This is a genomic window from Streptosporangium sp. NPDC048047, assembly GCF_040653115.1.
GTDB lineage: Bacteria > Actinomycetota > Actinomycetes > Streptosporangiales > Streptosporangiaceae > Streptosporangium.
Genome location: NZ_JBEZNH010000039.1, coordinates 60,138 through 77,563 on the forward strand (window position 1 = coordinate 60,138; position 17,426 = coordinate 77,563).

Annotated in this window: 15 protein-coding genes; 10 read left to right on the forward strand and 5 right to left on the reverse strand. The window is 72.0% G+C overall.

Annotated features, from left to right (window positions below; genetic code table 11):
* Positions 1 to 326 precede the first annotated feature (326 nt).
* Complete coding sequence (locus AB0D67_RS27615) at positions 327 to 3,410, forward strand: BTAD domain-containing putative transcriptional regulator (protein ID WP_362941937.1); 3,084 nt, start codon at positions 327 to 329, stop codon at positions 3,408 to 3,410.
* 219 nt (positions 3,411 to 3,629) lie between these two features.
* Entirely contained in the window at positions 3,630 to 3,902 is a 273-nt protein-coding gene (locus tag AB0D67_RS27620; RefSeq protein ID WP_362941940.1) for an acyl carrier protein, read from the forward strand.
* A 319-nt stretch (positions 3,903 to 4,221) separates the two neighbouring features.
* Here AB0D67_RS27620 and AB0D67_RS27625 read toward each other — a convergent pair whose 3' ends face one another.
* Together AB0D67_RS27625 and AB0D67_RS27630 are read right to left on the reverse strand one after the other, a co-directional pair.
* Entirely contained in the window at positions 4,222 to 5,403 is a 1,182-nt protein-coding gene (locus AB0D67_RS27625; protein WP_362941944.1) for an acyl-CoA dehydrogenase family protein, read from the reverse strand.
* A 282-nt stretch (positions 5,404 to 5,685) separates the two neighbouring features.
* Positions 5,686 to 6,687 (reverse strand): prephenate dehydrogenase, encoded by a 1,002-nt coding sequence (locus AB0D67_RS27630; RefSeq protein WP_362941947.1) that lies wholly within the window; start codon positions 6,685 to 6,687, stop codon positions 5,686 to 5,688.
* Positions 6,688 to 7,178: 491 nt separating this feature from the next.
* Here AB0D67_RS27630 and AB0D67_RS27635 point away from each other — a divergent pair, with 491 nt between their 5' ends.
* Complete coding sequence (locus tag AB0D67_RS27635; RefSeq protein WP_362941950.1) at positions 7,179 to 7,589, forward strand: SgcJ/EcaC family oxidoreductase; 411 nt, start codon at positions 7,179 to 7,181, stop codon at positions 7,587 to 7,589.
* Positions 7,590 to 7,804: 215 nt separating this feature from the next.
* Here AB0D67_RS27635 and AB0D67_RS27640 read toward each other — a convergent pair whose 3' ends face one another.
* A complete protein-coding gene (locus AB0D67_RS27640) occupies positions 7,805 to 8,839 on the reverse strand; it encodes a glucose-1-phosphate thymidylyltransferase (RefSeq protein ID WP_362941953.1) in 1,035 nt (344 codons plus the stop codon).
* Positions 8,840 to 9,023: 184 nt separating this feature from the next.
* On the opposite strand from AB0D67_RS27640, the gene AB0D67_RS27645 reads away from it, so the two are divergent.
* The 5 genes from AB0D67_RS27645 to AB0D67_RS27665 all read left to right on the forward strand — a co-directional run bounded on the left by AB0D67_RS27645 (position 9,024) and on the right by AB0D67_RS27665 (position 14,774).
* A complete protein-coding gene (locus AB0D67_RS27645) occupies positions 9,024 to 10,274 on the forward strand; it encodes a GNAT family N-acetyltransferase (RefSeq protein WP_362941956.1) in 1,251 nt (416 codons plus the stop codon).
* A 547-nt stretch (positions 10,275 to 10,821) separates the two neighbouring features.
* Positions 10,822 to 11,613 (forward strand): alpha/beta hydrolase, encoded by a 792-nt coding sequence (locus AB0D67_RS27650; RefSeq protein WP_362941959.1) that lies wholly within the window; start codon positions 10,822 to 10,824, stop codon positions 11,611 to 11,613.
* Positions 11,614 to 11,889: 276 nt separating this feature from the next.
* Positions 11,890 to 12,828, forward strand: a complete 939-nt coding sequence (locus AB0D67_RS27655; protein WP_362941962.1) for a type II CAAX endopeptidase family protein — start codon at positions 11,890 to 11,892, stop codon at positions 12,826 to 12,828.
* Between the two features lie 27 nt (positions 12,829 to 12,855).
* The gene (locus AB0D67_RS27660) at positions 12,856 to 14,127 is read left to right on the forward strand and encodes a sensor domain-containing protein (RefSeq protein ID WP_362941965.1); all 1,272 of its coding nucleotides are present in this window, start codon (positions 12,856 to 12,858) and stop codon (positions 14,125 to 14,127) included.
* The gene (locus AB0D67_RS27665; protein ID WP_362941968.1) at positions 14,115 to 14,774 is read left to right on the forward strand and encodes a response regulator transcription factor; all 660 of its coding nucleotides are present in this window, start codon (positions 14,115 to 14,117) and stop codon (positions 14,772 to 14,774) included. The genes AB0D67_RS27660 and AB0D67_RS27665 overlap by 13 nt, the downstream gene beginning before the upstream one ends.
* A gap of 43 nt (positions 14,775 to 14,817) precedes the next feature.
* On the opposite strand, the gene AB0D67_RS27670 is transcribed toward AB0D67_RS27665, so the two are convergent.
* Positions 14,818 to 15,651, reverse strand: coding sequence for an MBL fold metallo-hydrolase (locus tag AB0D67_RS27670; RefSeq protein ID WP_362941971.1), 834 nt, complete (start codon positions 15,649 to 15,651; stop codon positions 14,818 to 14,820).
* Complete coding sequence (locus AB0D67_RS27675; protein WP_362941974.1) at positions 15,645 to 16,220, reverse strand: dihydrofolate reductase family protein; 576 nt, start codon at positions 16,218 to 16,220, stop codon at positions 15,645 to 15,647. Before AB0D67_RS27675 ends, AB0D67_RS27670 begins: the two co-directional genes overlap by 7 nt.
* Before the next feature lie 95 nt (positions 16,221 to 16,315).
* Here AB0D67_RS27675 and AB0D67_RS27680 point away from each other — a divergent pair, with 95 nt between their 5' ends.
* Both AB0D67_RS27680 and AB0D67_RS27685 read left to right on the forward strand, forming a co-directional pair.
* Positions 16,316 to 16,837, forward strand: a complete 522-nt coding sequence (locus AB0D67_RS27680; RefSeq protein ID WP_362941977.1) for a helix-turn-helix domain-containing protein — start codon at positions 16,316 to 16,318, stop codon at positions 16,835 to 16,837.
* 93 nt (positions 16,838 to 16,930) lie between these two features.
* Entirely contained in the window at positions 16,931 to 17,371 is a 441-nt protein-coding gene (locus AB0D67_RS27685) for a GNAT family N-acetyltransferase (protein WP_362941980.1), read from the forward strand.
* The last annotated feature ends 55 nt before the right edge of the window (positions 17,372 to 17,426 follow it).

A 17,426-nucleotide genomic window follows, 5' to 3' on the forward strand; every position in this document is an offset into this window, starting at 1 on the left:
TCCCCGGCCGTTCCGTGTTTTTTCACCTGGTTGACAAGGGGAATTGCCGGAGAGCGGGCGGTTCGCCTGGCAACCTCCCATTCAGCGATGTACCATCCACTCACGAAACGGACAGAGCGTACAATCGCGAACAAGGTGGCGTTAGCGTGCCGATCTTGGAACACACCGCGCAGAACCCCTGGCGTTCCCGGACCATGCTTTACGTAAACTTCCTGTGACCAGGAAAGCCGGCTTCGGGAGGTCCGCCACTTCCCGTACTCCGCAAGGCGGTAAAGCGTGGAGGTTCCACCACGCCGGGGGACGGAAGTTTCTTCAAGGAGATGCGCGTGGAGTTTCGCGTTCTGGGAGCGCTCGAAGTCACCGCCGGGGGGCGACGTGTGGACCTCGGTGGAGTCCGGCAGCAGACCGTTCTGGCGGTCCTCCTCCTGGACGCCAACCGTACGGTGGCCACGGGCCGGCTCATGGAGGCCATCTACGGGGACGACCCGCCCGCCACGTCACGGGCCCAGGTGCAGATCTGCATCTCGGCGCTGAGGCGGCTCTTCGCCGGCCAAGGCGGCGAAGAGGTGATCGTGACGAGGTCGCAGGGGTACGCGCTGCGGGCCGACGACGAGCAGATAGACGCGTGCCGCTTCGAGAACCTCGTCCTGCGGGCCCGCCGCGCCCGTGACGACGGCGAGCCCGAGGAGGCCGTCAGGAACTACCGCGAGGCGCTCGCGCTGTGGCGGGGACCGGCTCTGGAGGGCATCGACAGCCGGCTGGTGCAGTCGGTCGCGACCCGCCTCGCCGAGCAGCGGATCACCTCCAACGAGGACTGCCTCCAGCTGGAGCTCGACCTCGGCCGCCACCACGAGCTGGTGGGCGAGCTCACCCGGCTCGTGGAGGAGTACCCGCTGCGCGAGCGGCTCCTCGGCCAGCTCATGACGGCGCTGTACCGCTCGGGCCGGCAGGCCGAGGCGCTCCAGGTCTACCGCGACGCCCGGCGCACCATGATCGACGAGCTGGGCATCGAGCCCAACGAACGGCTGCAGCAGCTCGAACACGCGATCCTCACCTCCGACGAGAGCCTCGACGCCCCCCAGGCCCCCGTGCGGGCCACGGCCGAGCCGCAGGCCCCCGCCCCGGCGGTGCCGGGCATGCTCCCGGCCGGGATCGCCGACTTCGTCGGCCGCGCCGAACAGGTGGAGGCCATCCGCAGGCGGCTGACCGTCGCCTCGGACGGCGCGGCGCGCTTCGCCGTACCCATCGTCGCGATCACCGGCCGGGCCGGGATCGGCAAGACCAGCGTCGCGGTCCACGCCGCGCACAGCGTCATGGAGCACTTCCCCGACGGCCAGCTCTTCGCCAACCTGCACAGCGGCGTGTCCCGCCCGGTCAGCCCGTTGCAGGTGCTCGAAAGGTTTCTGCGCGCCCTCGGCATACCCGGCACCGCCCTGCCCGACGGGCTGGAGGAGCGGGCCGAGACGTACCGGACGATGCTGGCCGACCGCAGGATGCTGATCGTGCTGGACGACGTGGGCAGCGAGAGCCAGGTCCTGCCGCTGCTGCCGGGCAACCCCGCGTCGGCCGTCATCATCACCAGCCGGAGCCGGCTCGCCGGACTGGCCGGCGTCACCCACGTCGACGTGGATCTCTTCGACTCGGCCCATTCGGTGGACCTGCTCTCCCACGTGGCCGGGACCGACCGCGTACGGTCCGAGGCCGACTCCGCCGCGGCGCTCGCCGAGCTGTGCGGGCACCTGCCGCTGGCGCTGCGCATCGCCGGCGCCCGCCTCGCCGCGCGCCCGCACTGGAGCGTCGGGCAGCTGGTGGGCCGGCTGCGTGACGAGACCCGCAGGCTCGACGAGCTGATGCACGGCGAGATGGGGATCCGCGCCAGCCTCTCCCTGACCTACGAGGGCATCAGCGAGGAGGCGCGCCGGCTGTTCCGGCGGCTGGCGATCCTCGACTCCCACGTCTTCTCGGGGTGGGCCGGCGCGGCCCTGCTGAAGCGGCCGCTCCTCGACGCGCAGGACCTGCTGGACGACCTGGCCGAGGCCCAGCTCGTCGAGGTCGTCGGCACCGGGCGGGGCGTGCACACCCAGTACCGCTTCCACGACCTCGTCCGGGTGTTCGCCCGGGAACGCCTCGCCGCCGAGGAGACGGCCGCCGAACGCAGCGCCGCCCTCGGCCGGCTGCTGAGCGGACTGCTCCTCCTCGTCGACGCGGCCCGGTGCCGCGAGTTCGGGACCTGCCCGCTGATCTCCGACGAGACGGAGATCCCCCAGGTCCTGCCCGACGAGCTGGTCCGGCAGCTCGTCGCCGAACCGATCGCGTGGTTCGAGCGCGAGCGCCCGCTCCTGGTGTACGGCATCCGCCAGGCGGCGCAGGCCGGTTTCGGGGAGCTGTGCTGGCGCATCGCGACGACCGCCGCCACGTTCTTCGAGTCGCGGGTCTACCTCGACGACTGGCGCGAGACCCACGAGATCGCCCTGGAGGCCGCCCGCGGCACCGGCGACAAGCGCGGCCAGGCGGAGATCCTGTACACCGCCGGCTCGCTGTCGTTCAACGAGCAGCGCTTCGGCGACGCGCGGCGCGAGTTCGAGGCGGCGGTCGAGCTCTTCCAGGCCGTCGGCGACGAGCGGCGGACCGCCCTGGCCGTCCGCAGCATCGCGACCATGGAACGTATGAACGGCCGCCTCGATGCCGCCGCGGAGGACTACGAGAAGGCGCTGCAGATCTTCCGCTCCGTCGGCGACGACGCCGCCGCCGCGCAGACGATGCACAGCCTCGCCCAGATCCGCCTCGACTGCGGCGACCCCGAGGGCGCGAAGACGATGCTCGCCGAGGCCCTGACGCTCAGCAAGTCCGGGGGCGACCGCAGGGTGACCGCCCAGGTGCTGCACCGCATGGGCCTGACCCACCTCCGGACGTCCGAGTTCGGCCTGGCGGCGGGCGCGTTCGAGGAGGCGCTGACGGTGGTGCGGGAGATCGGCGACTCCACGGGCGAGGCGTTCAGCCTGCACGGCCTGGGCATCGCCCGGCTGCGTCAGGGGCGCATCGCGGAGGCGGACGCCATGCTGAACCAGGCGCTGGAACCGGCCGGCAGCTCCCGCCACCGGCTCGCCGAGGCGCAGGTGCTTTCCGGGCTCGGTGAGCTGGCCATGGTGGCCGGCGACCCGGAGCGGGCCGCCGTCCACCTGCGCAGATCCGCCTCACTGTTCCGCGGGATGCAGATCCCCCTCCAGGAGGCCGAGGTGCTCGCCCTGCTGAGCGAGGCGTTGCGCGCCTCCGGCGCCGGCGTCGAGGCCGACGAGGCGCGGGCCAGGGCCCTGGAACTGGCCGAGCGGCTCGACGTGCCGGTCGGGCGGAGCATCCGCGAGCGACTGGGCGTGAAACGCCCGGGAGGCGCCGCGCGGACCCTCACGTGACGCCGCCGGGCGCCTTCTCCGTTTTTCCGTTTTCCGCTTTTTTCGCTTTTCCGCTTTCTCGTGACGCCGTCCGGGCCGTCTCGCTCGCATTCTCGGAGATGCGCCCGGATCGCCGCGCCGTGATGATGAGGAAACAGGAATCGACCTACGGACCTACGCGGATCGCGGATCTGCTCACACGCCGCCATTGACGTTTGTCTGGCGATGGGAGGAACCCGGATGAATGGCAATCGTCCCGGCGAGCTCAGCCTCTCGGTCATCGAGGGCAGGGTCGCGGAAATCTGGAAGCACGTGCTCGACGTGCCGGACGGGATGGAGGACGCCACGTTCTTCGACCTCGAGGGGGAGTCGATCTCGGCGGTCCGCCTGGTGTCCCGGATCGAGGAGGAGCTCGGCGTCTCCGTCGACGTGGGCGACATCTTCGAGGAGGACCCCAATTTGGAGGCGCTGGTCCGGAAGGTCGCCGGCCAGGCCGAGGTCCCCGTGGCCTAGCGGCCCCGAGCGCGGGCGAAGGCCGTTCCTTTCCGAGAGCCCTTCGGAAAGGAACGGCCTTCGTCGTTCCCGGGCTCACCGGTTCTCCGCCCGGTACGGGGAGCCACTTCTCCCGTTTCCGGGGTTCTGCGGTTTCCCGGACGGGATGCCGGCCGCGTTTCCCGGAATCCGGGATCCTCCGGCTCATGGTCTTCCCGGCGAAGACCTCCCGATTCCCTGGCGAGACCCCCCGATTTCCCGGCGAGGGCCCCCGGACGCGGCGCGGCGCCCCGGCCCTGGGGCCGGGGCGCCGCGGACGAACCGGGGGGCCGGACGTCTCTCAGATGTAGAAGGTGTCGGGCTCCAGGCCGCAGAGGATGCGGCCGTACAGCTCGGCGTTGGTGTTCGGGTGCATCAGGGCGTGCAGGTTCATGGCGCTGATGTCGCGGGCGATCCGCTGGATCGGCATGTGGCTGTAGATCGACGAACCGCCGCTGGCCGTGGCGTAGATGTCCACGGCCTCCTTGGCGAGGCGGCACACCGCCCCCATGTCCGCGCGGGCCCTGACCCGCTCCTCCAGCGTCCACTGCTCGCCGCTGACGCCCTTGCCGTCCACCAGGCCGGCCAGCCGGCCCGCGTGGAACTCGGCCTCGTCGACCTTCATGGCCGCCTCGGCGACCTGCAGGTGCGTCAGGGGCGCCTCACGCTGGCTGGAGTACCCGGTGTAGGTGATCTTCCGGTCGGGGAGCCGCTGGAAGAACGCCTCCTGGGCGGCCTTCGCCAGGCCGACCGCGGTGCCGACCGAGGAGGCCGAGGCGACCGGCAGCAGCGGGACGCGGTAGATCGGGGAGGCGGCGTTCAGCTCCGAGGCGTACTGCCCGGCGAGCACCGCGGGCAGGGGCAGGACGCGCTCGGCGGGGATGAAGACGTCCTTGGCGACGGTGCTGACGCTGCCGGTGCCCTTCAGGCCCGCGGTGTGCCAGTCGTCCACGATCTCCAGGTCCGACATCGGGACCAGCGCCATGATCGGCATCGGCTCGACGCCCGGACCGGCCTGGATGGCGACGATCTCCTGCCAGTGGCTGTGCAGGGCGCCGCTGACGAAGCCCCAGCGGCCGTTGACGACCACGCCGCCCTCCACGGGGGCGGCCATGGCGCTCGGGCTCAGCGTCCCGCACACCCGGACGTCGGGCGTGGAGAACACCTCGTCCTGGACCGCGTCGGGGAACATGCAGGTCATCCAGGTGGGGATCCAGTAGACGGAGGCCGTCCACGCGGTGGAGCCGTCGGCCTTGGCCAGTTCGGCGGCGACCTCGACGAGGGTGCGGGTGTCGGCCTCGTAGCCGCCGTAGCGGGCGGGCACCCTCAGCTTGAAGACGCCGGCCTCGGCCAGGGCCTCGATCGACTCGTCGTGAAGCCGACGGTTCTCCTCCGACCAGGCCGCGTTCTTCCGCAGCACCGGCAGCAGTTCGGACGCGCGGCGAACGAGTTCTTCCCGCGCCGGGACATCGGTCGTCAGCACCATTTCCTCCTAGTCGTCGTCGACGAGCCCCGGAAGTCCGCTCCCCGGCCTCCGGCTCGCGACGCGTACAAGGCCGGCACGCTCGTCCTGTCGTCCGGTGAACACGGACCGGGAGGCGCCCGCCGGTGATCTCCTCACGAATGTCGCATCCGCGTACGGCCGCGGCACCTTCATGAGTGCGGTTGTCGCCGCCCGTGGAGCGAGGGGCGGTTCATCGGGTGGGATCACGGGAGCGGGCCCCCTTCGGGAGGTGCGGAAATCGCGGGGGGACAGGGAAACGGGTCAGGCCGCCGCCTTCGGCGCCGCGGGCTGCCTGCCCGCCGCCCCGGCCGGACGCGCGCCCGCGAGGAGGGCCCGGCCGCGGTTGCCCCGGACGAGCAGGTCGGCGAGCGCACCGGATATCCCGGGCGTACCGGATGCCATGATCACGCCGGATGTCCCGGACACACCGGACATCATGGCCGCATCGGACAGCCCCGGTGAGCCGGACGTCATGGCCACGCCGGAGGACGCCTCCCGGAGCGCGGACGCGACCTCGGCCAGGTCCCGGACCACCGCGTCGAGCACCTCGGCGATCGGTCCGGCGTTCTGCCGCAGGATGTCGCACCACAGGTCGGGGGAACCGCCCGCGATCCGGGTGACGTCCCGCAGACCCTGGCCCGCCAGCGCGAGCGTGGTCTCGTCGGCCCCCGCGAACCTCGCCGCCAGCGCCGCCGCCATCAGGTGCGGCACGTGGGAGACCGCGGCGGTGATCCGGTCGTGGGCGTCCGGGCGGATCAGCCGGTGCTCGGCCCCGCACAGCGCCACCAGCTCCGTCACCAGGCGCACCGCCTCCGGCCGCGTCGCCGGATGCGGGCACAGCGCCCACCGGCGGCCGGCGAACAGGTCGGCGCGCGCCGCCCCCGGCCCCGACGACTCCCCGCCCGCCATCGGATGCCCCGGCACGTAGACGGAGACGTCGCAGCCGGCGGCCTCGGCCTCGGCGAGGATCCCGGCCTTCGTGCTCGCGACGTCGGTGTAGACCCGGCCCAGCCCGCGGTCCTGGGCCTCGCGCAGCACGCCGGGGACCGTGGACGGCGGGGTGGCGATGATCACCACGTCGGCGGGGCGGTCACCGTGGGCCGACGCCGTTCCCGCGCCCATCCGCTCGGCCTTGCGCACCGCATACGGGTCGCGGTCGGACAGGGTGACGTGGACCCCCGTACGGCGCAGCGCGAGCGCCACCGATGCTCCGATCAGGCCGCAGCCGAGAACCGCGGCACGGCGGATCTCCGTCGAGATCATCAATCCTCCATGGGGTGCGCTCCGGCGCAGAACGGCCGACATCGCCTCGGGGATGTCCGAAGACCGCCGCGGAGACGTCGGGAGCGGCGCGGAGACATCCGGAAGCGGACGTCGTCGGCCGCATCGTCAGTCTTCCGGCGCCGCACCCGGCGTTCCAGGCACGGGGCCCTCAGCAAGGTGCCGGTCACCGTCAACTTCCTGCCAGCACCCCGCCCGGGTGCCGCCGGAGCCCCTTCCGGGCGTTTACGGTCCGCCCGTGTCCCTCCTGGTCACCACCGCTTTCCCGGTCGCCGCGGGACACCCGGAAAGCCGCGGGACACCCGAGAAGTGGGCACCCGGAAAGCGGACACCGCACGCCGAAAGGTGCGCCTTCCGGCGCCGGGCGACCACGATGCGAATGTGCGGGCCCGCGAGGTCGCGGGGCGATCCCCTTCCCTCCGCCGGCCCGCCGGGCCTGCCCTGTCCCAGCCATCGAGTGAGGGAACGCCAGCATGAGCGCATCACCGACCATCACCGACGACATCACGGCCGTCAGCGAGGTGCCCAAGCGCATCATCGCCGCGTGGGCCGCCAACGACGCCGACGCCTTCGCCGAGGTCTTCACCGAGGACGCCACCATGGTCCTGCCCGGGGTCTTCGTCTCCGGCCGCGACGGGATCCGCGGCTACATGGCCGGGGCCTACGCCGGCCCCCTCCGGGGCACCCGGGTGGCCGGCGAGCCGATCTCGGTGCGGTTCACCGGCGCCGACGGCGCCATCCTCGTGACGCGGGGCGGCGCCCTGGTGGGCGACGAGACCCAGCCCGCGCCGGAGCGCGCGGTCCACGCCACGTGGGTCCTGGCCAAGCAGGACGGCCGGTGGCTGCTCACCGCTTATCACAACGCCCCGGCGAACGCCGTCTGACCACCGCACGGCCACCGTCGCCGCCTGAGCGCGGACGGCGGGCGGACCGGACGCCGGATGAGAGAGAAGGGGGACCTCCCCGTGGAGGTCCCCCTTCTCCGTGCCCGGCCCTTCACGTCTTCCCGGTATCGGCGTCTTCCCGGCGTCCGGGAGACCGGCCGCCGGACCGCCTTCCCGCCGCCCGCCGTACGGCCGCCGCCCGCTGTACCGGGCCGTCAAGCGACCAGTTCGACCCGCGTGTGGTCGCCGACCAGCAGCCGGTGCTGGACCTTCTCCCGGTCGGCCGGCATGACGACGGCCGACCGCCCGATCATCGACCCGTACAGGCCCGGGACCTCGGAGATCGTCGCGCCGTCCAGCACGATCGAGTCGGCCAGCCGCGTACGGCGCAGCACGCAGTCCTGGCCGATGGAGACGTCGGGCCCGAGGTGGCAGTCCTCGATCAGGGTGTTCGCCCCGATGATGGCCGGTCCCTCGATCACCGACCGCACCACCCGCGCCCCGGGACCCAGCACGACCCTGTCGCCCAGCTCGGCGAGCAGCCGCCGGTTGCACTCCAGCACGTCCTCGGCCCGGCCGGTGTCCTTCCAGTAGCCCCGGTACTCGCTGGCCCTGACCGCCGAGCCCTGGTCGACCAGCCACTGGATCGCGTCGGTGATCTCCAGCTCGCCGCGCGCCCCGGGCCGGATCGCGGCGACCGCGTCGTGGATCCGGGCGGTGAAGAAGTAGACGCCGATCATGGCCAGGTCGCTGCGGGGCTGCGAGGGTTTCTCCACCAGCCGCCGGACCGCGCCGTCCCGGTCCAGCTCCACGACCCCGAAGGCCCGCGGGTCGGCGACCCGGTGCACCGCGACCTGCGCCGCGGGCCGGCCGGCCCGGAACTCCTCGGCGATGGCCTCCACGCCGTCGGGCAGCATGTTGTCGCCGAGGTACATGACGAAGTCGTCGTCGCCGAGGAACGGACGGGCCAGCGCCACGCAGTGCGCCAGGCCCAGCGGCCGGTCCTGCCGGATGTAGGTGACGCGCACCCCCAGCCTCGACCCGTCGCCGATCACTCCGGCGATCTCGGCCGCCCAGCCTCCGACGATGACGCCGACCTCGGTGACGCCGAGGTCGCGGATGTTCTCCAGCACGTGCTCGAGGACCGGCTTGTTCGCGATCGGGATGAGCTGCTTCGGCATGGAGTAACTGAAAGGACGCAGGCGGGTGCCAGACCCGCCGGACAGCACCAGGGCCTTCATGCGGCTCATTCTTACAGTCCCCCGGGAAACGCCCTTCTCTGCTTTTGCCGACTTCCCCCGCGGGCGCCGACGGGCCGGTGGTCCCGCATTTCAGGAGATGTTCCGCCCATGAGGCGGTGTGAGGATACGAGGGCGAACGCCGTTCACCGTAATCCGGTCGAAAACCCGAGTGTGGCAATCCGGAGGCTACTAAATGAAGAGCAACGACCTTGGGGAAGCCGTGGCCGACGACATCACGATCGAGGTCCCGACCCACGAGGACTGGGACGACATCTACGCGACGTTCTCCGCGGGCATCAACATCGACGGCGACCCGCAGAGCCGCGAGACCGAGCGCGAGCTCTTCGAGCCCGACCGCTCGCTGGTCGCGCGGAGCGGCGGCCGGGTCGTCGGCACGCTGGGGTGCAACACCCGGCAGATCGCCGTCCCCGGAGCGGTCATCCCCGCCGCCCACGGCTGCCGCGGCGCCGTCTCCGCCGGCGCCCGCCGCCAGGGCCTGCTGACCAAGATGATGCGCCGGCACTTCGAGGACGCCCGCGCCCTCGGCGAGGCCATCACCCTGTGCTGGGCCAGCGAGGCGCGCATCTACCACCGCTTCGGCTACGGCCTGTCGATCCGCCGGATCGGGCTCAACGTGAACTCCCGCGAGGTCACCCTGCCGCCCGGCAAGGGTCAGGGCAGGATCGTCGAGGGCACTCCGGCCGACCTGCGTGAGGCCCTCGTCAAGGTCTACGACCAGGTGTACGCCGAGCAGCCCGGCTGGTCGGAGCGGACCGAGGCCCACTGGGACTACCGGCTGGCCGACACCATGTCGATGCGGGCCGGCGCCTCGGCGCTGCGGGTCGTCCTGCACGAGGGCGACGGCGGCGTCGACGGCTACGCCCTGTGGCGGGTGCGCAGCAACTGGACCGGCAACGGCCCGATCGGGCAGGTCGAGCTGGTGGAGCAGGTCTCCACGACCCCCGAGGCGTACGACGCGCTGTGGCGGTTCCTGCTCACGGTGGACCTCACCCGCTCGGTCACGACGTGGTCGTGCTCGGTCGACGAGCCGCTGTTCTACTGGGTCGGCGAGCCGCGGCAGCTCGCGGCGCACCTGTGCGACGCGCTGTGGATCCGCGTCGTGGACGTCGCCAAGGCCCTGGAGTCGCGCCGGTACGCCGCGCCCGTGGACGTCGTGATCGACGTGACCGACGAGTTCATGCCGGTCAACACCGGCCGGTGGCGGCTGACCGGCTCTCCGGAATCGGCCACCTGCGTCCCCACCTCCGACCCCGCCGACCTGGCCTGCGACATCCGCGCGCTGGGCGCCCTCTACATGGGCGGGGCGTCGATCCGGACGCTGGCGGGCACCGGGCTGGTCCGGGAGCTGACCCCGGGCGCGCTGGCCGCCGCCGGTCCGGCCTTCGGCTGGCACCGCTCCCCCTCCGCCTTCGAGCTCTTCTGATCGGGCTCGGCGGGCCCGCGGCTCAGCTGATCGGCTGCTCGGCTGCTCGGATGCTCAGCGGGTTCGCGTGGCGGGTGTACGGCGGGCGGGCGCACGGCGCCGGCCCGCCGTACGGGCATGAGGGGCCGGTTCCGGCCCGCCGTACGCGCGGCGGGATCCGGGGCGCCCCGCCGTACGGATGCGTCAGGATCCGGGCCGTCCACGCCGTGCGGGCGCGGGTCCGCACCATGGAACCACGCCAAAATACGCGATCGATACACAAATTCACATAAGGCGATAAATGCCTTAAAAATGTGATCAGTGGTTGAAAGACCTCGGGTTCGGGAAACGCGGTGGAGTGCCCGGAGCGGCCGTTCTCCGGCCGGACCGCGGAATTGTCGGTCCGCCGGAATAGCATCCTCGGAGATGCCAGCCGGGTCACGGGTGGTGCAGGTTGGTTCCACCGGGTCTGCCTTTTCCCGTGGGGCCGGCGCAGGTCGCCGTCGCGCGAGACCCGGTGGGGCACGACCGAACAACTGTCCATATCCACTACACAGAGAGATTCACCATGGACGTAACGTCAGCAGACGGCACCACCATCGCTTTCGACCGGTCCGGTGAAGGGCCCGCGGTCATCCTGGTGCAGGGTGGGTTCAGCGACCGCTCCCACCCGATCTGGACGGGTATGGCCGACGCTCTCGCCCCCGCTGGTTTCACCGTGTACAACTACGACCGCCGGGGACGCGGCGGCAGCGGTGACACGCAGCCGTACGCGGTCGAGCGGGAGATCGAGGACCTCGAGGCGATCATCAAGCACGCCGGCGGCGAGGCGATGGTGTTCGGCGGCTCCTCCGGCGGGGCGCTCGCCCTGGAGGCCGCGGCCCACGGGCTCGCGATCACCAAGCTCGCCGTGTACGAGCCGCCCTACATCGTCGACGAGAGCCGCGCGCCGGTCCCCCAGGACTTCGAGGCCCAGCTCGCCTCCCTCATCTCGGAGGGCCGCCGCGGCGACGTGGTCGCGCGCTTCATGACCGAGGCCGCCGAGGTCCCCGCCGAGATGGTGGACCAGATGCGCCAGTCCCCCTACTGGGAGGGCATGGAGGCCGTCGCGCACACCCTCGTCTACGAGGCCGCGGTCGTCGGCCCGGGCAACGAGCTGCCCGCCGAGCGGCTGTCCGGCGTCGACACCCCCACCCTCGTCCTGACCGGCGAGAACAGCGCCCCCTGGATGGGCAAGGCCGGCGCCGCCGTCGCGGACAAGCTGTCCAACGGCGAGCACCGCATCCTGGAGGGCCAGGCGCACGACGCCTCCCCCGAGGTCCTCGCCCCCGCGGTCGCGGAGTTCTTCAAGGCAAGCTGAACGCCCGCCCCTCCCCCACGGCCCGGCCGCCCGCCGTACGACCCGTTCGTGACGGGTACGGCCCGGCCGCCGCGATCAGGGGGCCCACCGTGACGGCCGCCGGGAAGGCGTTTCCTCCCGGCGGCCGTCGTCATGCCCGGCCCCCGCTCCGGCCTGGCCGTCGTCTCCCTCGGTACCCCTGGCTGTACCTCCATTGGGGTGCACGCGGGAGCGACCGGGAGGGCACCCGGCTGATGTGCTGATCACTGTCAGTCCAGCGCTCCCGAGGAGAGGCAAATGACAGTCGACAGCCGGCCGGAGGCCGGGCACCGCACGGACCGGACCGGGCTCCGGGGATTCATCCGCAACCGTCCGCTGGTCAGCTTCTTCGCCCTGGCCAACCTGATGAGCTGGGCGGCCTGGATCCCCTACGTCCTGTCGGACAACGGCCTGGGGGTCTGGGACTTCACCTTCCCCTCGCTGCTCGGCACCACGCAGTTCGCCGGGGTCCTCCCCGGCGCCTATCTCGGCCCCATCTTCGCCGCGTACATCGTGACCAGGGTCGCGGACGGCAGGGAAGGCGTCCGCCGGTGGGTCGGGCGGATGACCAAGTGGCGGGTCGGCTGGGTCTGGTACCTCGTGGCCGCCCTCGGCGTCCCGGCCGCCATCATGGCCGCCGGTTTCGCGCTCTCCGACGGAGACGCCCACATGCCGCCCGTCGCCCTGCTGGTCGCCTACGTGCCCGCCCTGCTGCTCCAGATGGTCACCACCGGCCTGGCCGAGGAGCCGGGCTGGCGTGACTTCGCCCTGCCCCGCATGCAGCGCAGGTTCGGCCCGCTGGGCGCCACCGCCGTCCTCGGCCCGCTGTGGGGCTGCTGGCACCTGCCGCTGTTCCTGAGCCAGTGGGGCGGGTGGCCGGACGTCACCTGGATGACGGTCGCCGAGTTCGTCGCCTTCGCCTCCGTGTTCAGCGTGGTCGTCACCTGGGTCTTCAACCGGACCGGTCAGAGCCTGCCGCTGGTCATGCTGCTGCACGTCAGCGTCAACAACTTCATGTCGATCGTCTACGGGGCGATGTTCCCGTCGCTCGACACCGCCGAGCAGGCGAGCCACGTCACCCTGCTCGCGGCCACCACGGCGGCGGTCCTGGTGCTCATCGCGACCCGCGGCCGTCTCGGCTACCGTCCGGCTCGGGAACCCGGGCCGGAGCCCGCGCTGCAAGACCGGATGTCCTAAACTTCCTGGCCCGGAGGGGGGTGCGTGATGGCGGCACGTCAGCCGGAACCGGCCGGCACCCGGCGAGACGGCCGGAGGGGCGCCGCCGCACGCGCCCGTGACGTCTCCGGCGCGTTCCGGCACCTCGTCGGCGGTCTCGGCACGGCGGTGCTCGCGCTCGCCGCCCTGGCATGGCTCGTCGTGGCCGGGCTCACCTGTGTGATCGGTGTGGGCCTGCTCCTGCTGCCCACCGTGCCGCGTGCCGTACGGGTCGTCGCCGAGCGGGAGCGTGCCCGGCTGTCCCGCCTGGGGCCGGAGATCATCGGCATGGGGCCCGCGCCGGACGGCGCGCGCGCCGCGCTCGCCGATCCCGTCGTCCGGCGGGAGCTGCGCTGGCTCCTCGCGCACGGCACCCTGGGCCTGTTCCTCGGCCTGGCCGGGGCGACCATGGTGCTGGACGCCGTGCAGAACATCACGTATCCGCTGTGGTGGCGGGCGCTGCCCGTGGAGGACCGCACCCCGACCCCGGTGTTCTGGGACGTGCGTGACGACGCCGACGCCATGGCGGTCGCGGCACTCGGCGTGGCGATGGCCGTCTGCTTCCTGCTGCTGGGGCCGGGGATGGCCCGGCTGCAGGCGTGGCCGGGGCGCCGGCTTCTGACGCCCACCGCCGACGTCGACCTGTCGCTGCGGATCGCTCAGCTGTCGGCCACCCGCGCGGCGGCGCTGGACGCCCACGCCGCCGAGCTGCGGCGGATCGAACGCTCGCTGCACGACGGGGCGCAGAACCGGCTGGTCGCGATCACCGTGCTGCTCGGCGCGGCCCGCCGCGCGCTGGCCCGGAACCGGCCGGACGCGGAGGACATGCTCGAACGCGCCCAGGAGACCGCCGAGCAGGCGCTGTCCGAACTCCGTACGGTCGTCCGCGGCATCCTGCCGCCCGTGCTGGCCGACCGGGGGCTCGCCGGTGCGCTAGCCGGGCTCGCGGCGAACTGCGGTGTGCCCTGCCGGGTGGACGTCGACGCGCTCGGCAGGTGCCCCGCCTCCATCGAGGCCACCGCCTACTTCGTGACCGCCGAGGCGCTCACCAACATCTCCAGGCACAGCCGGGCCCGGCACGCCACGGTGACCGTACGGCGTGCGGGCGACCGGTTGTCCCTGCGGATCGAGGACGACGGCGTCGGCGGCGCGGACGAACGGCACGGCTCCGGTCTCACCGGCATCCGCAGCCGGGTCGAGGCGCACGACGGCCGTCTCACCCTGACCAGCCCGCCCGGTGGGCCGACCGCGATCGAAGTGGAGTTGCCGTGCGGATCGTGATAGCCGAGGACGACCCGCTGCTGCGCGAGGGGGTCGCGCTGCTGCTGCGCGCCGAGTCCCTGGACGTGGTGGCCACGACCGACCACCCGGACGCCTTCCTGGCGGCCGTCGCCGCCCACCGGCCCGACGTGGCCATCGTCGACGTCCGGATGCCCCCGACCCACACCGACGAGGGCATCACCGCGGCCGTCGAGGCCAGGCGCCTTCAGCCCGGCCTGGCGGTGCTCGTGCTGTCCGCCTACGTCGAGGAGACGTTCGCCACCGAACTGCTCGCCGGCGGAACCGCCCGGATCGGATACCTGCTCAAGGAGAGGGTCGGCCGCGTCGACCAGTTCCTCGACGCCCTGCACCGGGTGGCCGCCGGAGGCACGGCCATCGACCCCGAGGTCGTCGCGCAGCTGCTCACCCGCACCCGCACCGACAGCGGGCTGGAACGGCTGACCGCCCGGGAACACGACGTGCTCGCCGTGATGGCCGAGGGACTGGGCAACACCGCCATCTCCGAACGGCTCTTCATCAGTGAGAGCGCCGTCCACAAGCACATCCGCAGCATCTTCGCCAAACTCGACCTGGCGCCCGCCGACCGGGCGGACCGGAGGGTCACGGCCGTCCTGCGCTACCTGGAGGAGACCCGGCGCCGCGGCTGACGCCGTGCTGAGATCCCGGCGCCGCGGCCGCACGAGCCCGGCGCTAGCGGGGCGTCCCGTCGTGCTCGCCTCCGCGGGCGAGACGCCGGAGTTGATATTCGTGCACGTCGCTCACCCACTCCCAGCCGGGCTCGGCCGACGGGCCGACCCGCGGGTCGTCCGGGACCTCGCTGTTCCGCAACGCGAGCACGTACGCCCGGTCCAGGTCGATCCGCGCCTTCACCTGGCCGGATCCGCCGACGGACCCGTGGCCGGGGACGACGACGTCGGCACCGCCCGCCATGTCCTCGATCAGGTCCAGCGCGGCGAGGTGGTCCTCGACCGGGTCGGCGGCGTCCGGATCGAACATCGGGACCAGGACGTCGGAGAGCATGTCACCGGCGACGAGGACCCCGCGCTCCTCGATCAGCAGCGCCGCATGGCCCGGGGCGTGCGCCTGATGCTCGATGATCCGGACCTCGGGTCCGTCCCAGGGGATCCGCGTGGTTTCGGCGGGCAGGCCGGTGACGCGGCCGAGCAGGTCCAGCGGCACCTGCCCGGCGACCTCCGTCTCGACCAGGTGATCGGCGACACGGTCCTTCGCACCCGCGTCCGACAGCTGGTCCCGTACGGTGGCCGCGCAGCGCGCCGTGCCGTACCGGGGCGCCTCTCCGAGCCGTTCGTGCCAGAGCAGGTGGTCCCAGTCCGGATGCGTGGAGAACCCCACCACGACGGGCAGGCCCAGCTCACGGAGGTCGTCCGCGAGGCAGTCGATCTCGGCGCCGGTCACCCCGGGGTCGATGAGCAGCACACCGTCCCGGCCCCGCACCACGACGGCGTTGCTCCGCACAAACTCGCTCTGGTGGACCCACACGCCCTCCGCGACCCGCGTCAGCATGCGCTCATCTCCTTCGTGTCGCGGACGGCGTAGTGGTGCATCGTGACGCCGCGGGCGAACGATCGCTGCTCCAGCAGGTCGAGATCGACGGGCCGGTCGTAGTCGTCGAACAGCGGCCTGCCGAAGCCGAGGATCGAGGGATGGGTGAAGAGCAGCAGCTCGTCGAGCAGGCCGGCGCGGAGCAGCTGCGTCGCGAGCGTCGCGCCGCCCACCCCGATGGTGCCGTCGGTCCGGTCACGGAGGGCGGCGAGCTGCTCGATCGCGTCGTCCCCGCCGATGACCCGGGTGCCGTGACCGGCGCCGTCGCGGGTGCGGGAGACGAGCACCTTGGGCGTCGTGGTCCAGATCTCGCCGTACTCACGCAGGACGTCCGGCAGCGACGCGTCCTCACGCGCCTGCGGCCAGTACTCCTCCATGGTCTCGTACATGACCCGGCCCTGGACCATCACCGCGAGCGCCCGCGCCCGCGCGTTGAACTCGCGGTGCAGCTCCTCGTCGATGCGGAGCCACTCGCCCGCGCCGTCGTCCCCCGGGACCTGCTCGATCCGCAGGTCGAGGGACACGTTCATCCAATACAGGAAACGGCCCATCATCTCCCCATCCCTATAGTGCTTGCATTTCGCAACCACTATATTGGGGGCGAAACGCCTGTCAAGGAGGAGTCGTGGAACCACGGTCCGGATGTCCGGTCAACGCCGCCGTCGAGATACTCGGAGATCGCTGGTCGCTGCTCGTGCTGCGCGACGTCATCTTCGGCGACCGCCGGCACTTCCGCGCGCTGCTCACCGGGTCGATCGAAGGCATCGCCTCGAACATCCTCGCCGACCGCCTCAAGCGGCTCATCGACGCGGGGATCCTCACCCGCGGCACCGCGGCCCGCGGACAGCGCGCGCGCTTCAGCCTCACCGAGGCCGGCATCCAGACCCTGCCGATCATCTACGCCCTCGGCAACTGGGGCCTCGACTGGAGATCCGGCAGCGCCGAGCTCCGGATCCGGCAGCAGGTCATGCGCGACGAGGGCCCGGCGTTCGTCGAGGAGCTCATGGACGAGCTCCGCGTCCGCCACCTCGACGCCCCACCGAAACCGCACGACGGCCCGGGCGCGTTCGAACGGCTCAACGCCGCCCACGCCGCCCATGCCGCCGCCGGGCGAACGGGCGAGGACCCGGCCGCGCCCCACCCATGACCACCGCGACTTCGATCGGCGGAGCGGAGAAACCTCCCCGGCTACGCTTGACGCATCGCTTCATGCCGGGAACATCAAGGAGACCCGTAATTGGTGATCATCGCTCAGGAGACGTCGTTCGACGAGACCGAGGTGCGTGAGCTCTACGACTCGGTCGGCTGGCACCCGTGGACGCGCGACATCGCCCGGGTGCGCCGGAGCCTGGCCGGCTCACACCTGGTCGTCACCGCCAGGGACGAGTCGGGCCGCCTGCTCGGCCTGGCACGGACGGTGTCCGACGACGAGATCGTCTGCTATGTGCAGGAACTGCTGGTCAACGCCCGGTACCACGGCAAGGGCGTCGGCCGCCGGTTGCTGGAGCACCTCAAGGACCGGTACGCGCACTGCCGCTACTTCGTCCTCACTACCGACCACGAATCCACCCCCGAAGGCCCCGCCAACCACGCCTTCTACCGGCGTCTCGGGCTGATCGAGCACCACGAGCAGGGCCTGTCGGCCTTCGGCCTTCGAGTACGCGACCCGAAGAGCCTCTAGTACTCCAGCATCACTTTGTGACCTCTGGCTGTCTTCGCCGATAGTGGCTGATCTT